Source organism: Candidatus Protochlamydia sp. W-9, assembly GCF_001950615.1.
Classification (GTDB): Bacteria; Chlamydiota; Chlamydiia; order Chlamydiales; family Parachlamydiaceae; genus Protochlamydia; species Protochlamydia amoebophila.
In genome coordinates, this window is record NZ_BCPZ01000392.1 from 13,587 (window position 1) to 30,732 (window position 17,146).

Genomic DNA, 17,146 nt, shown 5'->3' on the forward strand with positions numbered 1-17,146 from the left:
ATTTATTGAGGATAATAAAGGTAAAGGTATTGATTTTGCAACAAAAGGTTGATGACAGGAGATACAGAAGCTTCATGTTTAATTGTCCCATTCAGCAAAGAGGACTGAGAAGAAAACAATCCTTTCCACCATCCTTTATTTTCAAGTCTAATCACTTGATAATGGTCATTATCAATACCAATTGTTATTAATAGTTCTTTGAGGGTTTCGCTGATTGTAGCTCCGCTTACGTCAATATACCCTTTTTCTACAGCATTTGGAGCAGGAAAAACATGAGCTCCATAATCTTTTACGAGTTTTTCTTTAGAAAGAGCAGGGCGATGAGAAGAGACAAGATCAACAAAATGAGTATAGTAATAATCAATAATTTGTCTATAGTTGTCTTCTTCCCCTGGTTTCCAAGGGCGAAGTGGATTCATCGCGTCTTTATCTTTACCCGCAGAAATGGTAAGTGTTTCAACCCCCAATTTGTCCAATAATTTTGTGACATTCATAAATGTAGGGGCAATAACGCCCACACTTCCAATCAAACTAATGTCACTAGCATAAATTTTGTCGGCTGCAAGAGCAATATACATACCTCCTGAAGCACATAAACCATCAATGTAAGCATAAACAGGGACTTGATATTTTTTTTTGTAATCAGCGAGCAGTTGGAAAATTCCATCTGCATCAGCAACAGTTCCACCGGGCGTATTAATATAAAGAAGAAGGGCTTTGACGCGATTATTTTTATAAGCTCCTTCCCGGGATTCGATTAGCTGTTGTCTTACCGTCTGTGTATTTAAATTTTCTGTTCCAATGATTCCATCAATATTCAATTGTAAAATGACGGGTGCATCACTTGCCACAACTTCTCGTTTACCTTTAGCATTAGGTAAAATTTCTTCTGTATTCACAAAGCTAATTTGGCTATCTTTTGAGGTTCCAGACAATCCTATCAGTATTCCTATAGCCAAAAAGCCCAAACAAATCCCAATAATAGCGCAAAAAGCGACGAATAGTGCTTTAAGAGCAGAGTAAAAAATAGAGTCGCGCATAAATACCAAACCTTTTTACAAGTACGTGATAAAATAATTTGTCTTACTTGTTAGTTGATGAGTGAAATAAAAAAAGATTGTTATAAACAATTACCTGTTTTTAGGAAAGTAAACAAGGAATTTGTTTTTATGCGCAAGTACACTTAAAACGTTACTTTTGCGAATAATTATTGTAAATAAATATAAACTTTTAATCTTAAAACATTTATATTTTATAGGAGCCTTGCTAAGAATAAATTTTTTTTGAGATATTAAATTTCGTACTATTTTTCTTGCTTGTCAATTAGTTGAGTATAATCAAGCAAGGCAGTAAAATATTTCTCTGATGCAAAAAAGTAGGTTTTTTATGAGAGTTTGGAAATTAATTATTTTAGTGGGTTTGTTTGGTTGGAGCATGACAAATGCAACAATTTCATCTCAGGAGTCGACCACTTTAATTCCAAGACATCTTCTATTTGGAAATCCTGAGAAAACAAATCCTCGATTATCTCCAAATGGTCAATATTTGGCTTATCTAGCGCCTGATGCCCAAAACGTTTTAAATGTTTGGTTAAAAAATTTAAAAACAGCAGAAAAAGACAGACAAGTTACGGCAGATAAAAAAAGAGGAATCCGCTCATTTTTATGGCAATTTGACGGGGACCATATTTTGTACGAGCAAGATAAAGATGGGGATGAAAATTGGCATCTTTATCAAACGCATATTCAATCTAATCTTACAAGAGATTTGACTCCATACGAAGGCGTGAAAGCTGAAATTGTGCAATACGATCCTAAATTCCCTCAAGATTTGTTAGTGCAATTGAACCTGCGCAATCCTCAACTCTTTGACGTATATCGTCTCGATTTGCAAACGAGAAATTTACAGCTTGATACGGAAAATCAGGCAAATGTCATTAGATGGGTGGCAGATCACAATCTTTGTATTCGGATTGCTCAATCTTATAATGATGATGGGTCAATGCTAATTAGAACAAGAGAGGGCAAAGATCAATCTTGGAAAGACTTTTTGAAACTTGATGCTAGTGAAATTAACGGGGAAGTTTACGGTTTTACAGCTGATAATCAATCAATTTATTTAATCTCTAGTTTGCAGGGAAATACGGCAGGTCTTTTATTAGTTGATCTGACGACAGGAAAACAAAATTTAATTGTGGATGATCCCGTATACGATTTATCCACTTTGATGACGCATCCAACAACTTATGCTCTTGAAGCAGTAGGATTTGATAAGGAAAAGTTTGAATGGAAAGCTTTAGACAATGCCGTCAAAATTGATTTTTCTTTATTATCAACGAAATTAAATACTCCTTTTAAGATCATTAACTCAGATCTAGCCAATCAAAAGTGGATTGTTGCTTCTTTGTCTGATCAGCGCCCTGTTCGTTATTATCTATATGAAAGACAGTCTAAATTTTTAACCTTTCTTTTTAGTGCTCAAAGTTCCTTGGAGAATTTCACTCTAAGTGCCATGTCACCTATCTCCTTATCGGCAAGAGATGGAATGAAGCTTTACGGTTACCTGACTTTACCGTCTGGAAAAGAACCTAGAAACTTGCCAATGATTTTACTTGTTCATGGAGGTCCTTGGGCAAGGGATTCTTGGGGATTAAATCCAACTGTTCAGTGGTTAGCTAATCGCGGTTATGCTGTCGTGCAATTGAATTACAGAGGCTCAAGTGGATACGGCAAACATTATTTGAATGCGGGAAATCGAGAGTGGTCTAAAAAAATGCACACTGATCTACTGGATGCAAAGCAATGGATGATTGACCAAGGATATGTTGATCCTCATAAAGTAGCTATTTATGGAGGTAGTTATGGTGGGTATGCCACACTGGTAGGGCTGACATTTACTCCTGATGAATTTTGTTGTGGGGTTGATATTGTCGGCCCTTCTAACCTCGTAACTCTTTTGCAAACACTCCCTCCCTATTGGGCTCCTTTAAAAGCAAAAATGGAGCTTCGTTTAGGGAATTTAGATACAGACGCCGAATTTTTAAAAGCATGTTCCCCTCTTTTTAAAGTTGACCAAATTAAAAAACCTCTCTTAATCGCGCAAGGTGCCAATGATCCTCGGGTAAAGCAGTCAGAGAGTGATCAAATTGTTAAAGCGATGCGAGAGAAAAATTTACCTGTCGAATATTTATTATTTCCTGATGAAGGCCATGGTTTCGCAAGGCCGGAAAATCGATTGAAATTTGCAGCTGCGGCAGAAGATTTTCTGGTGAAGTATTTAGGTGGAAGAAGTGAGCCCGCCTCTTCAGCCGAAGATTGGAAAACTCTTAGAAAATAAAGGATTTTATGAATTATTCTACATATAATAAACAAAATCCTTTTTTAGCTACGGTTAGAAATCGATACCAACTATCAAAATCTGGATCTCAAAAAAATACGCAACATCTTGTTCTTGATTTGCGAGGATCTCAGTTGACTTATGAAGCAGGGGATAGTATTGGAGTTTATCCCAGACATGATCCAGAGCTTATTAATAAAACATTGATTGCAGCAAGAGCCAGTGGTGAAGAATATATTCAATCAAAACAAACTGGTGAAACAATTTCTTTAAGAGATTTCTTTTCTAAACAAGGAAATATCACGGACGTAAGTCAGAAACTTTTAAAAGAGTTATATAATCGGCAAACAAATTTAGACAAAAAACACCAATTAGAACTGCTTTTAGATGAAAATAATCGAGTAGCATTGAAAGCATACTTGGCTTTACATGAGGTTTGGGATTTATTATTATTTCATGTTGAAGTGCATTTCACTCCTCAAAAACTTGCTGATTTGCTAATGCCTCTTTTACCCCGTTTTTACTCTATTTCTTCTTCTCAGAAATATGTGGGAGAAGAGGTGCACTTAACAATTGCTCATTTAGAATATGAAACAAATGGCCATAAAAGAAGGGGAGTTTGTACTCATTATCTATGTGAATTAGCGAAATTGCATAATCCTGAGGTTCCGGTTTTTATTCAGCCTTCTCACAGTTTTAGATTACCTGAAGATTTACACGCTCCTCTTGTCATGATCGGACCTGGAACAGGTGTTGCTCCTTTCCGAGCATTTTTACAAGAACGGGTACTGCACCACCAAACCAAAGGAAAACACTGGCTGTTTTTTGGTGAGAGGAATCGCTCTTCAGATTTCTTGTACGAAGAAGATTGGCGATTATTTGAACAACATGGACATTTACGATTAGATGCCGTTTTTTCGAGAGATCAGGAAGAAAAAGTTTATGTTCAACATAAGATGTTTGAACATGGGGAAGAGTTATTTAAATGGCTTGAAGAAGGGGCTTATCTTTTTGTTTGTGGTGATGCAGAGAGAATGGCAAAGGATGTTGAGATAACTCTCCTTGCAATTATTCAAGAATTTGGTAAAAAAGATTTTCAAGAAGCTCGTGAATATGTGAAACGCCTACGGCAACAAAAAAAATATTTAAGAGATGTGTATTAACGTTTTGATCAGGACTATTTTAAAGTAGTGATTCAAGATTTTATTTTAGACTGCTTCATGGTATTTTTTTAAATATCGGAGCATTCGATAGACATCTCTTGCTCTAATTGCCATTCCACCTACCATTCCTAAAAATGATGCGTGATTCGCCCCGGAAAACAAAAATAGGAATGTTTTGCATGTCGGAAGCAGTTCATTGAGAATCTCCGAAATAAAATCATTTCAAAAAAACATTACCTTTTTTAAAAAAAATAAAAAATTTTATTGAGTTGTTCAGATGTTTATCTGACAACAATAGCAATTTGAAATCACTACCTATTTAGAATTACCAGATTTTCCTTGTTGATCAATTTGTAACGCCAATATTTTTTTAGTAAAAAAAATTTGAATTGTTGATGAGGAAGTTTGCATTTTTATTTGTAAAACATTTCAATTTTGTTTGAAATTTAGTAGTTACAAAAAATAATTAATTTTTTTAATTATTCAGTCGTTGTGACAATAGCAAATGCTTGAACCCCATCTCCGCATCCAAAATCGGTTAATCCTTCACCTGAAGTCGCTGTCACTCCTACCTGAGTAATATCAAGGTTCATGACACGAGCAATATTTTGGCGCATTTCAAGAAGACGATGCTTAAATTTGGGTTTTTTTCCTTCTATAGTAATCGCAACATGAGTAACTTTTTGCCTTTCTAGAGTTTTCATCGCTTTGATTAAATAGATTTCACTATCAGTAATCCCATCTTTCAAACATAAATCATCAGCGATATTTCCTAGAATAAGAATTCCTGTTAAGGATGTAATGGCATTACAAATCGCATGAAATACGACATCTCCATCAGAATTAGCATTAAAACCTGGAGCATCATCAAAAATAATTCCTCCAATAATGCACAATTTAGATGAGTCTTGAGATAAAAAACGATGGCTATCTTGCCCAATACCAGTACGCACAGTCATAAAATCTCCTTTAGATAACCAGAAATTTACATAGCTAAGGGTTTTAATTTCATAGAATTTTTTGAATTAAACGGAATTTTCTCACAGGGATTCTTTAAAGTGAAAGAGAAAAATTTAAACATTCTTTTATCATGCTACCATAAATTAAAGTAATGATAAGTTAAAAAAGAAATATTTTATGCCTGTTTATTTGAATAATACTGATTTTGAGTTTGAATTGGCTAACCCTAGGCAAATGATATCTCAAAATTGGGAGCAATATCCTTTATGTCAACAGCTTCAATTTATTCCTCTTTTATACGCTTGTTCAGATGATGTCATTGCTGTTTCCACTTTTCCATCGGATCAATTCTTATGTTATTTACGCAATTTAAGTTGGAGAAAAAATCAACCTTTAGCCAAATTAGTTAATTGGCAAGATAAATGCGCATTTAAAAAACAGGTTGGTCGAGTTTGGGGCGCTTCTCAGCAAACTCAAATTTGGGCAGAAGAAAGAGAAATTTATTATCATTTTCCAATTAATTGGGAGATGATACGAGAAATTAATAGCAAAGCTTATAGCTTTAAATACACTACTCTTTCAAAAGCTGCTTTGATAGAAAATTTTGTTCAGTTAGAAAAGTGGTTTGAGCAAGTTAAGGGTGAAAAAGTGCTCAAATCATGTTTTGGATTATCTGGAAAAGGAAATCTGTTGATCAAACAATCGACTCTAACACCAGCTACGTTGAATTTTTGTGAAAAGGAATGGAAAGCTGGCAGAGTCATTATTGCAGAACCTTGGCTTGAGCGTTTTTTTGACTTCAGTTCTCAGTGGGTAATTCATTCAAATGGATCTCATGAATTATTAGGCTCAACTGTCTTTGAAACCGATCAAAGAGGGATGTATTTAGGAACTTTAGCCGGTGATGAAAAAAAACTTTTTAAAAACTTTTTTAAAGAACTTTCGGAACATTATCACTTTGTACAGAGAGTTTTAGATGATTTATTCAAAAAAGGCTTTTTTGGAAATGTAGGGATTGATGCTTTCCTCTATCAGTCGGGAGCTAAAATCCACCTTTATCCAGTTGTGGAAATAAATGCTCGACAAACAATGTCTTTAGTCGCTTTACGCTTACAAAGAAAATGGTTCCCCAATCAAACGATTCGGTTAAGATTTGCCTCCCTTCAAGATTTACAACCTTCTCTTTTACCTTTAGAAATTTTTAAAGAGCAGGAAACAATTCCTTACCAATTTTTTAAAAGAAAGCTTGTTTTAGATGTTATTTAATATGTATAAAAAAAAAATGGCTAAATAATTTACATCTTTTGGAAAAGAAAATTTTTTGTTAAGTGAAAATTTCTACCTTGACTTATAATAATTTATTATCCTTTTTATTCGGATTAATGACATTATTTCTAATAAATGATATAAGCTTGTTCTCAATTAAAAAGTGATAGGTAATAGGGATGGATGTGTTAAAAATTACAGGTGGGATTCCCTTAAAAGGGCAAGTCAAAGCTGCCGGAGCGAAAAATGCCATGACCAAATTGCTGGTCGCCTCTCTTTTATCTGATAAAAAATGCATTTTTTATAATGTTCCCAATATTGGGGATGTTGAAGTAACAGTTTCACTTTGCCAAGAAATTGGCATGGAAGTGAGATGGGATCGCTCAGCGGGAATCATGGAAGTCATTACAAAAGAACTTAAAACTTCTTATATTCCACAAAGATTTTCGGGATCTAATCGCATTCCTATTTTGATGATAGGGGCTTTATTAGGAAGAACAGACCAAGATATTATAGTTCCTACAGCTGGAGGATGTCCTATTGGACAACGGCCAGTGGATTTTCACATTCAAGCATTAGAGCAGCTTGGAGCAGTCATTGAATATCGAGGAATGAAAAGGGAAGGGGCCTACTTCGCGCATGCTCATAATGGTTTGAAAGGAACGCTTATCACATTGCCTTATCCTTCAGTTGGGGCGACAGAAAATACGATTTTAGCCGGAATCACTGCACGGGGTGTAACTGTCATTAAAAATGCTGCAATTGAACCTGAAATTGTCGAATTGATTCTCTTTTTACAAAAACTCGGAGCCATTATTACAATTGATGTCGATAGAACAATTCGAATTCAAGGTACTCGCCGTTTTTATGAAGTCGAACATACAGTCATTCCAGATCGAATTGAAGCAGCTTCTTGGGGTATGGCAGCGATTAGCTCAAAGGGAAAAGTGTTTGTAGAAGGGGCTCAGCATTTGAATATGATTACTTTCCTTAATAAGCTTCGAGAAGTAGGTGGAGGGTTCGATGTTCGTAGCAATGGAATTGAGTTTTTCTATGATGGGCCTTTACAAGGAGGCTTACATCTAGAAACAGATGTTCATCCAGGCTTTATGACAGATTGGCAGCAACCCTTTGTCGTTTTATTAACGCAGTCTTCTGGCACATCTGTAGTTCATGAGACAGTTTATGAAAATCGTTTTGGCTATACAGATACTTTAAAAGAAATGGGAGCTGATATTACCCCTTTTAGGCAGTGTCTGGGAGGTAAATCATGTCGATTTGCTTCGCAAAGTTTTAGTCATAGTGCGATTATTAAAGGGGCAACACCATTAGTTGGAAAGGAAATTCGCATTCCAGATTTAAGAGCTGGTTTTGCTTATATTATGGCAGCTTTAATTGCTAACGATACAAGTACAATTTCAGGACTTCCTTTTATTCAACGTGGTTATGAAAACTTTATTGGTAAATTAGCTGATCTTGGTGCCAATGTCAGTTTGGTTGAAGAAGAAAAAAACGTAAAAGAGATGACTGAAAACTCCTCCAAACTTCCTTTATTTGCCGAATTGCAGGTGAATTAAAATAAATGAATAGTTTGTTTTCAAACACCGGATGTTAAAAAAATCTAATAAATTTACGATAATTTAAAATCATTATTTTAGAATTGTTAAATGCTATTTTGTAGCAGTCCTTTTTATTTTGATATTTTTCTTTAAACATTTCTTTAACCAATTCTATGATTAATGTAAAAACAACTTTTAACTTGATTGCTTCAAAATCCCAATGCTTTATTGACTTGAATCCCCCAGAATCTTGGCGCCTTATCCAGAGAAAGAATTTCACGAATTTAAAAATTTTAGCAGATTTTTTAGCTTTAAATTTTGAGCAAAGAAAACAGCTTTTAGATAAACCTCCCTTTGCAATTAATGTTCCTTATCGTCTCGCGCAAAAAATGGCAAAAGGGAGTTTAGAAGATCCGCTAGTAAAACAATTTTTACCTTTCAAAAGTGAATTTGAAAATCATGATCTTTTTGTTCAAGATCCTGTGGGAGATGAACAATGTCGCCGCACAGCTCAATTGTTGCACAAATATCGGGGACGTGTTTTATTGGTTTGTACAAGTGCTTGTGCTATGCATTGTCGTTATTGCTTTAGACAAAATTTTTCCTATCAATCTCATGATAAGACTTTTCTTAAAGAATTAGACCTCATCCGGCAAGATTCGTCCATTCATGAAGTTATTTTAAGCGGCGGGGATCCTCTTTCTTTATCTAATGATATTTTGGCTAAATTATTCGAAGAGTTAAATGGAATTTCTCATCTTAAGCGAATTCGTTTCCATACACGTTTTCCAATTGGTATTCCAGAAAGAATAGATAAAGAATTTTTAAATATCATTGAAAACTGTCCTAAACAGATATTTTTTGTTATTCATTGTAACCACCCTTTAGAATTAGATGAGGATATCTTTGAGCGTTTGAAGGCTCTTCACCTTAGAGGTTGCGTACTACTTAATCAATCAGTTTTATTAAAAGGAGTAAATGACCGGATAGAGGTTTTAGAAGAACTTTGCGAGCTCCTTTCTGATCATGGAATTATTCCTTATTATCTTCACCAATTAGATCGAGTAAAAGGAGCTTCTCATTTTGAATTGGGAGAAAAAGAAGGGGCAGCTTTAATTCAAGAGCTATCCAAACGCTTATCTGGATATGCAATACCTCGCTATGTAAGAGAGATTGCTGGAGAAGCTCACAAAACACCTATTCAATTATTATTTTAGTCATTCAATTCTACATTTTATCAACTGTTGTCAATCCAAGAATGGTTAATCCTTGTTTGAGAACTTTGGCAGTAGCTTCGCATAAAAGTAGGCGTGCGTCTTGCTGAGGGGTCCCTTCCACGCGACAATCTCTAAAAAAGGCATTGAATTTCTCGGCGAGTGTATAAAGATAATCTGTTAAACGATTAGGAAGTAAATCATTAGCCATTAAATTTAGTGTTTCATGAAAACGTAGTATATGGAGCCCTAATTCAATTTCCGTCGAGTGTTCTAAGTTTATATGCGTGTTTTCTAAAACAGAAGGAAGGTTTGCTTTGAGTCGACGTTTGATACCAGCAATCCGCACATAAGCATACATTAAGAAAGCTGCCGTATTTCCTTCAAAACGAAGCATTCTATCGTAACTAAATGTATAATCTCCAACGCGATTACAAGACAAATCTGCGTATTTAATAGCTCCGATTCCAAGTGATTTGGCTAGATGACGTCTCTCCGATTCTTCCATTTCTGGATTTTTTTCGCTTAAAATTTTATCTGCGCAATTAATAGCTGTCCTAAGAAGATCAATTAATTTTTCAGTTTCTCCAGAGCGAGTTCTAAATTTCTTGCCATCTGTTCCTAAAACCAATCCAAAGGGGACATGGTCAACTCGAATTTGTGTTGTGTCAAGGTACTTCGCCTTTTCGGCGGCTTTAAAAATCATTTGAAAATGGGTAGCTTGCCCAGCGTCGGTGATGTAAATTAAGCGATCTCCTTTTTCATGATAAATGCGGTGATAAATGGCCGCCATGTCCGTTGTGTCATAATTATAGCCTCCATCAGATTTTTGAATCATCAATGGAAGATTTTCTCCTTCACGGTTTTGAAACCCTTCTAAGAAAATACATTTTGCCCCATCAGAAATTTTAACTAATCCCTTTTTTTCTAAATCAGAGACGATATTTGATAAAAAAGGATTGTAAAACGATTCACCACGATCTATGATTTTGACATCTAAAAGTTGATAGATTTCTTGGTAGGCTTTTTGGGAGATTTCGCAAATCATTTGCCAAGCTCCCCGAGCTTTTTGTTCACCTTGTTGCAATGCTACTACTTCAAGTTGTGCACGACGTTTAAATTCAGGTTCTTCATCAAATTTTTTTTTGGAAGAGCGATACCAGCTCACTAAATGAGTCAAGTCTGTCTTTTGTTCCCCGGACAAAACATTAGGAGCTTCTTCTTTCATATAGGCAATTAGCATTCCAAATGATGTTCCCCAATCTCCTAAGTGATTGAGGCGAATAACATGATGACCCAGAAATTCAAATAGACGTGCGAGGCTATCTCCAATAACTGTTGAGCGAAGATGTCCCACATGCATTTCTTTGGCAACATTGGGAGAAGAAAAATCAATGATAATTTTTTCTGGTTTTTTGGGAAAAGGAATTCCAAAATGAGCATCTCGTAATAAAATATCGAGATTTTTAGAAAGAAAATCTGTCGAAAAAGTTATGTTAATAAAACCAGGCCCCGCAATTTCGATTTTTGATAGGGGAGGCAAAGAGCTGGTTAATTGATTGACAATAGCTTCTGCAACTTGTCTAGGATTTTTTTTGAGAAGCTTAGCGAGCTTCATCGCGGAATTAAATTGATAATGACCGAATTTTTCTTGAGTACTTGGAGTGATTTCAAGTTGAAAATTGGGATCCAAAACAGAAAGATCTGAAAACGCATTAGCTGTGGCTTGTTGAAAAAGATTTGCTAAAACTGATAAAAGAGTATTCATAATTGTTAAGATAATTTTAAGTTATTTCGGAAATGAAGTTAGAAATTTATTGATCATGCCTGTTGTAGAATTATTTCTCAAGTCACTTACAAATATCCAAAATAACGTTCGAGAATCCAATGATTAAGATCCTTTCAAAATCTGATTTTTACTAAATTTTTATTAATTGATATAAAATAATTAAACTGTTTAGACTAGTTATTGAATATTAAAAAGGATTTAAAAATGAAAAAGATTCTTTTAGTAATTAGCTTTTTAGCTATCTCTTTAATTAAAGCAGAAAATTTAACCATAACAACTGAAGAGAAAGAACTAACTTTATCTTTACAAGAAATTGATCATTTACAAGCTTGGTGGCCTTGGTTAAGTACACCTAAAGACGTCAATCCTAAACCTTTATCTCCTTTTAACGTATTAGAACTAGAAAATAATTTAAGAGAAAAAGTGATTGGACAGTCGCAAGCTGTTAAAAATACGGTTAATGCATTATTATGTTATTATGCAGGAATTAATGATCCAAATAAACCTATTGCTTCGTTTTTGTATGTAGGTCCGACGGGAGTGGGTAAAACAGAGCTTGCTAAAGAGCTTGCACGACAGCTTTTTCAAGATGAAACTAAATTACTTCGTTTTGATATGTCAGAATACGAATCTCAGGTAGGAATTAATCGATTAATAGGGGTTCCTAATGGTTATAAAGATTCTGAACAAGGAGGGCTTCTTTCTAATGCAATCTTAGCGAACCCTCATGCTGTTGTTTTACTAGATGAAATTGAAAAAGCTGATCCAAAAGTAAGAGCTCTATTTCTACATATATTTGACGAAGGTTATTTTACGAGTGGTGTCGGCGAATTGGTTGATTGTCGCAATTGTGTGTTTATTGCTACAACGAACCTTGCCAGCCAAGCGATCTTAAATATTCATCCTTTTTCTTATGAGAAAGCCCTTGATACAATTGAGATTTATCTCATTAATGCTTTAACTCCAGAATTTTACAATCGAATTGAACCAGTCATTTTTCAAGGGTTAGATCGAGAAATGATGAAAGAAATAGCCCAAATTAAGTTAAATCAATTAGCGCAAAATATTTTAAAACAAAAAAAAGTTAAAGTTTATTTTGATGAATTCGTTGTAGACTATATTCAAACAAAGGGATATCATCCCGCGCTGGGCGCAAGACCTATGCAAAGATTGATTAAAAATGAATTGACACCATTAATAGCAAAAACAATTTTGCATGCTCAGTATTTACCTGGTGATGTGATGCATATCTCTTATTTAGAGTCAGAATTGATTATCAGTCGGCTCGCAGAATCAGAAGCTAACGAAATTTTGAGTGCTAATCCTTAAAAATGAAAGAAATCAGCATTAAATTATCAATTTGGTGCAGACAGTTAAAATAGTGTTTTAAGCTAATCCTAAGTGGTAACATACAAGTAAGATTAAAGTTTGCAGATGTTATCAACCCCTTGAGTTTTAACTATTCAAAGTTTAAATTTTCCGAATTTTTTGCATCAAATTCTCCTTGTGAGATAGATGAAAATTGTCTTGTATGATAATATTTTACAAGCTAATCTAATTAGCAGTAATCACAAGTTTATACAATGAGCGCAAAAAATCTTTTTTTTAATTCATTCATACTGGTCTAAAATTAGGCTTAAAACCGCTTTTTTAAAACCAATAAAGAAAAGAATAGTTCGCTCAAAAGTATAATTTTAATCTTAAATTTCCGGTAGAGGTTTTCATGACAAAAGTTGTTATAACTGATGAACAAAAAAAAATGTTAGAACAATTTCTCGATGAAAATCGCCCAGCTGAATTAATCAATACCTATCTGCATTTTATTGAGAGCAAATTCCAACTACAACCCGTACTTTTTCCTAAAGATAAAATTATCTATCAAAGTGCGGAAGATTGTATCAAAAGTCTAGAAAGGGAAGGAAAACTTTGGCATGAAACAGAAATTAAAATTGGTTTTGGTCATGCAAGTGTTAATGAGGAAACTAAGAAAGTTTACATTTGTCCATTCACAGGAAAAGTATTTGGAGATAACACGCATCCAAACCCTCAAGATGCTATTTACGATTGGGTATCTAAATGTCCAGAAAATACTGAAAGAATTGGCGGTTTGAGAGTCAAACGTTTCTTTGTTTCAGAAGATCCAGAGGTTATCAAAAGTTATATCGATAAAACCAAATCACGTAGAGATGCCATTAAGAAAGTTGTTTACTCTTCGGTTTTAAGTGGAAAACTCTTCAATAGTAAAGAAGCTGTGATCGAAGACTTTAAACGAAATTATTTGAAAAAATTGTCTTTAGTCGAAGTACAAATTCAAAATAAATTTAAAATTGAGGATCACTTTTTGGCCTTTATTCAAAAACATTTAGTAGAAGATAAAATCGCATCATTTGTGGAAGCATTAGCGGAGTTTGATGAATTTCTGCCATACGTTGAGCGTTGGGTAGAAGCAGAAGATTAATGCAATGAATTGTTTGCTTAATTTGATTTGTGATGCTCTATGTCTACATTAATACACTATTATTCAAATTCTGCTGAAGAAACACAAGAGGTTGGATTTAATTTTGGTTTAACATTGCCCACCAACTCTGTCATCTGTTTTTTTGGTGATCTAGCTGCTGGTAAAACAACTTTTATTAAAGGTTTGGTTGCAGGAGCATCTCAACTTGATCCAAATATTGTGCAAAGTCCAACTTTTTCTTATCTTCACATTTATGAGGGAAAGCAAATTGTTTACCACTTTGATTTATATCGATTGAAAGATGTGAATGAGTTTCTGAGCATGGGATTTGATGAATATTTTGAATCTGGCGGAATTTGTTGTGTGGAATGGTCTGAACGAATTCATTCGATACTCCCTCCTAATTGCTTATTTGTGATATTAACTCATCAAACAGAGAATCGCAGAGAAATTAAGATTATTGAGAAGGATATAAAATGAAAAAGGCGGTTCAGGCTAAGTTTATTAAAACTGCTATTTTGAATAAAGATTACCCTATAATCCGTTCTCCGTCTGGTGATATTCTTCCCGAAGTCGCAGTTGTAGGAAGATCAAATGTAGGAAAATCTAGCCTACTCAATCATTTATTTGAAGCTAAGCATCTAGTGAAAACTTCTGCCACACCTGGTAAAACGCAAGCTTTAAATTTTTTTAGCTTAAATGATCAGATTGCTTTCGCTGATTTGCCCGGTTATGGCTATGCTAAAGTGCCCCTTTCTGTTAGAAAAGAATGGGGACCCATGGTTCGCTCCTATTTGGAAAGTCGGGAAAGTTTAAAACTTATTTTATTTTTGTTGGATATTAGACGCATTCCTAATGAAGAAGACATTCAATTTTTAGAGTGGGTTCTTTATCACGAGAAAGCTCTTATATTAGTTTTAACGAAAATTGATAAAGTTAATCAGAAAGAGTTAAGGCTCAATACGACAAAAATCTTAGATACGCTAAGTTTAATGAATTTACACCACCTTTATTATTCAGTCCCTAAAAATCGGGGTAGAAAAGAGCTCATGATAATGATTCAAGAGGCTTTGAATGATGAAGATAAACAAGAATAGAGACTATGCCCGATATAGAAAAACATAAATTTATTTGCATTGATTGTGAAACAACTGGTTTAGATCCTCAACAAGATCGTATTATTGAAGTTGCTGTCATGTGTTTTGACGGGAATCAAGTTTATGCACAAATGGAAAGCCTTATTAATCCTGAATGTCCGATACCTGAAACGTCTATAGCTATTCATCATATTACTCAAGATATGGTAAAAGATAAACCGACAATCAATCATGTTCTACCACAAATTTTAGAATTGATTAGTGATCATATTATTATTGGTCATGGTGTAGGATTTGATATTGAAATTCTGGCAGTCGCAGCGGAAAGGCATGGCATCCCTTGCAAAATCAGAAAAAATCGATTTTTAGATACTTTAAGGATGGCCCGACTTTATGGAGAAAGCCCTGTTAATTCCCTTGAATATTTACGCAAGCACTTTAATATTCCGCTTGAAGGAGCTCATCGTGCCATGAGTGACGTAATTGTCAATAAAGAAGTATTTAAACATTTATCGAAGCGTTATCGAACTACAGAACAGCTTTTTGAAGTTTTATCAAAGCCAATTTTGATGAACACAATGCCCCTTGGTAAACATAAAGGACGGCTTCTTAAAGAAATTCCCTTGCAATATTTACAATGGGTTTGCAATAAAGATTTTGATCAAGATTTGCTTTTTTCTGTGCGAACCGAGTTAAAAAGACGTAAACATGGAAATCAATTTAATCAATCCAGTAATCCTTTCTTAAAACTTTAATGCATAGGGGTAGACATGGGACAATCTAATCAAACTGAAAAAGGATCATTTGAAATTAAAGTTGCCTTGGCAGAGATGTTGAAAGGAGGAGTGATCATGGATGTCACAAACTCAGAGCAAGCTAAAATTGCAGAGGATGCTGGGGCAGTTGCCGTTATGGCTTTAGAAAGAATTCCGTCTGATATTCGTGTTCAGGGCGGAATCGCCCGCATGTCAAATCCTGAACTTATCCAGAAAATTCAAGAAACAGTTTCAATACCTGTTATGGCTAAATGTCGAATTGGACATTTTGTAGAAGCGCAAATTTTAGAGTCATTACAAGTTGATTTTATTGATGAAAGCGAAGTTTTAACGCCTGCTGATGAAGAAAACCATATCGATAAACATATTTTTAAAGTTCCCTTTGTTTGTGGTTGTCGAGATTTAGGGGAAGCTTTAAGAAGGATTGGTGAAGGGGCTGCAATGATTCGAACGAAAGGGGAAGCCGGCACAGGAAATGTTGTCGAGGCTGTTCGACATATGCGGGCTATTAATCGAGAAATCAGGCATTTAATGCTGATGGATTCTTCGGAACTCATGGCAGAAGCTAAACGATTAGGTGCTCCCTTTCATTTAGTCCAAATGGTTGCAAAATCTGGTGCGCTCCCTGTGCCTAATTTCGCTGCAGGTGGAATTGCCACTCCAGCAGATGCTGCTTTGATGATGCAATTAGGGGCACAATCTGTTTTTGTAGGATCGGGAATTTTTAAATCAGAAGATCCTGCAAAAAGAGCTCGTGCAATAGTCGGGGCCACCACATTTTTTCAAAATCCTGAAAAATTAGCTCAATTTTCGATGGATCTTCTTGATGCAATGAAAGGGATTGATATTAGACAACTTAAACGAGAAGATTTAATGGCTCAAAGAGGTTGGTAGAGCATGCTGATAGGTATATTAGCATTACAGGGAGATTTCTTTAAACATCAAGAAATGCTTCATTCTCTTGGTATAGAAACGATCCAAGTTAAAACTCGAAATGAGTTAGATATTTGTGATGCTCTTATTATTCCTGGTGGGGAATCTACTGTGATGATGCGACAACTTGAAACAACAAATCTTAAAGATCTATTAGTTCATTTTGCGATCCATAAACCTGTTTTTGGAACTTGTGCTGGCCTTATTTTAATGTCTTCTCACGTTCAAAATTCTGCAATGATGCCGCTTGGACTGTTACACATTGCTGTCGAACGAAATGCGTTTGGGCGGCAAGTCGATTCTTTTCAAGTGGATGTGCCTGTTTATTTAAAACCAGGAGACGAAATATGTTTTCCTGCTTTTTTTATTCGAGCTCCACGTATTCGAACAAGTGAAACTCCCGTGCAAATTCTTGCTTCTTATGAAGGGGAGCCTATTTTGGTTCGGCAAGGGCATCATTTAGGAGCATCGTTTCATCCGGAGTTAACAGTCAACCCTTCTATTCATCTTTATTTTCTTGAAATGGTCAAAGAAAACTTAGAAAATCACAAGAAATAGAACTTTTTTCATTAGTTTTTTGTCTGTTAATAAGAAA

15 protein-coding genes are annotated in these 17,146 nt (G+C 34.9%); 12 read left to right on the top strand and 3 right to left on the bottom strand.

Features of this window, described 5'->3' with window-relative positions; genetic code table 11:
- Positions 1 to 2 precede the first annotated feature (2 nt).
- The gene (locus tag BU804_RS10730; RefSeq protein WP_075884056.1) at positions 3 to 1,040 is read right to left on the bottom strand and encodes a S49 family peptidase; all 1,038 of its coding nucleotides are present in this window, start codon (positions 1,038 to 1,040) and stop codon (positions 3 to 5) included.
- A gap of 346 nt (positions 1,041 to 1,386) precedes the next feature.
- On the opposite strand from BU804_RS10730, the gene BU804_RS10735 reads away from it, so the two are divergent.
- Entirely contained in the window at positions 1,387 to 3,336 is a 1,950-nt protein-coding gene (locus tag BU804_RS10735; RefSeq protein WP_079988716.1) for a S9 family peptidase, read from the top strand.
- A gap of 8 nt (positions 3,337 to 3,344) precedes the next feature.
- A complete protein-coding gene (locus BU804_RS10740; RefSeq protein ID WP_075884057.1) occupies positions 3,345 to 4,499 on the top strand; it encodes a sulfite reductase in 1,155 nt (384 codons plus the stop codon).
- Positions 4,500 to 4,978: 479 nt separating this feature from the next.
- On the opposite strand, the gene ispF is transcribed toward BU804_RS10740, so the two are convergent.
- Positions 4,979 to 5,458, bottom strand: coding sequence for a 2-C-methyl-D-erythritol 2,4-cyclodiphosphate synthase (gene ispF, locus BU804_RS10745; RefSeq protein WP_075884058.1), 480 nt, complete (start codon positions 5,456 to 5,458; stop codon positions 4,979 to 4,981).
- A gap of 178 nt (positions 5,459 to 5,636) precedes the next feature.
- Here ispF and BU804_RS10750 point away from each other — a divergent pair, with 178 nt between their 5' ends.
- The 3 genes from BU804_RS10750 to BU804_RS10760 all read left to right on the top strand — a co-directional run bounded on the left by BU804_RS10750 (position 5,637) and on the right by BU804_RS10760 (position 9,501).
- Positions 5,637 to 6,725, top strand: coding sequence for a hypothetical protein (locus BU804_RS10750; protein ID WP_075884059.1), 1,089 nt, complete (start codon positions 5,637 to 5,639; stop codon positions 6,723 to 6,725).
- Between the two features lie 179 nt (positions 6,726 to 6,904).
- Positions 6,905 to 8,302 carry a UDP-N-acetylglucosamine 1-carboxyvinyltransferase gene (murA, locus tag BU804_RS10755; protein WP_075884060.1) on the top strand — a complete coding sequence of 466 codons (1,398 nt, stop codon included), beginning with the start codon at positions 6,905 to 6,907 and terminating at the stop codon, positions 8,300 to 8,302.
- A 155-nt stretch (positions 8,303 to 8,457) separates the two neighbouring features.
- Positions 8,458 to 9,501 carry a KamA family radical SAM protein gene (locus BU804_RS10760; protein WP_075884061.1) on the top strand — a complete coding sequence of 348 codons (1,044 nt, stop codon included), beginning with the start codon at positions 8,458 to 8,460 and terminating at the stop codon, positions 9,499 to 9,501.
- A 10-nt stretch (positions 9,502 to 9,511) separates the two neighbouring features.
- Here BU804_RS10760 and argS read toward each other — a convergent pair whose 3' ends face one another.
- Positions 9,512 to 11,266, bottom strand: coding sequence for an arginine--tRNA ligase (argS, locus tag BU804_RS10765; protein WP_075884062.1), 1,755 nt, complete (start codon positions 11,264 to 11,266; stop codon positions 9,512 to 9,514).
- A gap of 225 nt (positions 11,267 to 11,491) precedes the next feature.
- On the opposite strand from argS, the gene BU804_RS10770 reads away from it, so the two are divergent.
- The 7 genes from BU804_RS10770 to pdxT all read left to right on the top strand — a co-directional run bounded on the left by BU804_RS10770 (position 11,492) and on the right by pdxT (position 17,109).
- The gene (locus BU804_RS10770; protein ID WP_075884063.1) at positions 11,492 to 12,616 is read left to right on the top strand and encodes an AAA family ATPase; all 1,125 of its coding nucleotides are present in this window, start codon (positions 11,492 to 11,494) and stop codon (positions 12,614 to 12,616) included.
- 394 nt (positions 12,617 to 13,010) lie between these two features.
- Positions 13,011 to 13,745: a DUF2709 domain-containing protein gene (locus BU804_RS10775; RefSeq protein ID WP_075884064.1), complete on the top strand. Its 735-nt coding sequence runs from the start codon at positions 13,011 to 13,013 to the stop codon at positions 13,743 to 13,745.
- A 39-nt stretch (positions 13,746 to 13,784) separates the two neighbouring features.
- Positions 13,785 to 14,225: a tRNA (adenosine(37)-N6)-threonylcarbamoyltransferase complex ATPase subunit type 1 TsaE gene (gene tsaE / locus BU804_RS10780; RefSeq protein ID WP_075884065.1), complete on the top strand. Its 441-nt coding sequence runs from the start codon at positions 13,785 to 13,787 to the stop codon at positions 14,223 to 14,225.
- Positions 14,222 to 14,842 (top strand): ribosome biogenesis GTP-binding protein YihA/YsxC, encoded by a 621-nt coding sequence (gene yihA, locus BU804_RS10785; protein WP_075884066.1) that lies wholly within the window; start codon positions 14,222 to 14,224, stop codon positions 14,840 to 14,842. The genes tsaE and yihA overlap by 4 nt, the downstream gene beginning before the upstream one ends.
- A 5-nt stretch (positions 14,843 to 14,847) precedes the next feature.
- Positions 14,848 to 15,597, top strand: a complete 750-nt coding sequence (locus BU804_RS10790; RefSeq protein ID WP_042280894.1) for a putative quorum-sensing-regulated virulence factor — start codon at positions 14,848 to 14,850, stop codon at positions 15,595 to 15,597.
- Positions 15,598 to 15,612: 15 nt separating this feature from the next.
- Positions 15,613 to 16,512 (top strand): pyridoxal 5'-phosphate synthase lyase subunit PdxS, encoded by a 900-nt coding sequence (gene pdxS, locus BU804_RS10795; RefSeq protein WP_075884067.1) that lies wholly within the window; start codon positions 15,613 to 15,615, stop codon positions 16,510 to 16,512.
- A gap of 3 nt (positions 16,513 to 16,515) precedes the next feature.
- Positions 16,516 to 17,109: a pyridoxal 5'-phosphate synthase glutaminase subunit PdxT gene (gene pdxT, locus BU804_RS10800; RefSeq protein ID WP_075884068.1), complete on the top strand. Its 594-nt coding sequence runs from the start codon at positions 16,516 to 16,518 to the stop codon at positions 17,107 to 17,109.
- Positions 17,110 to 17,146 lie beyond the last annotated feature (37 nt).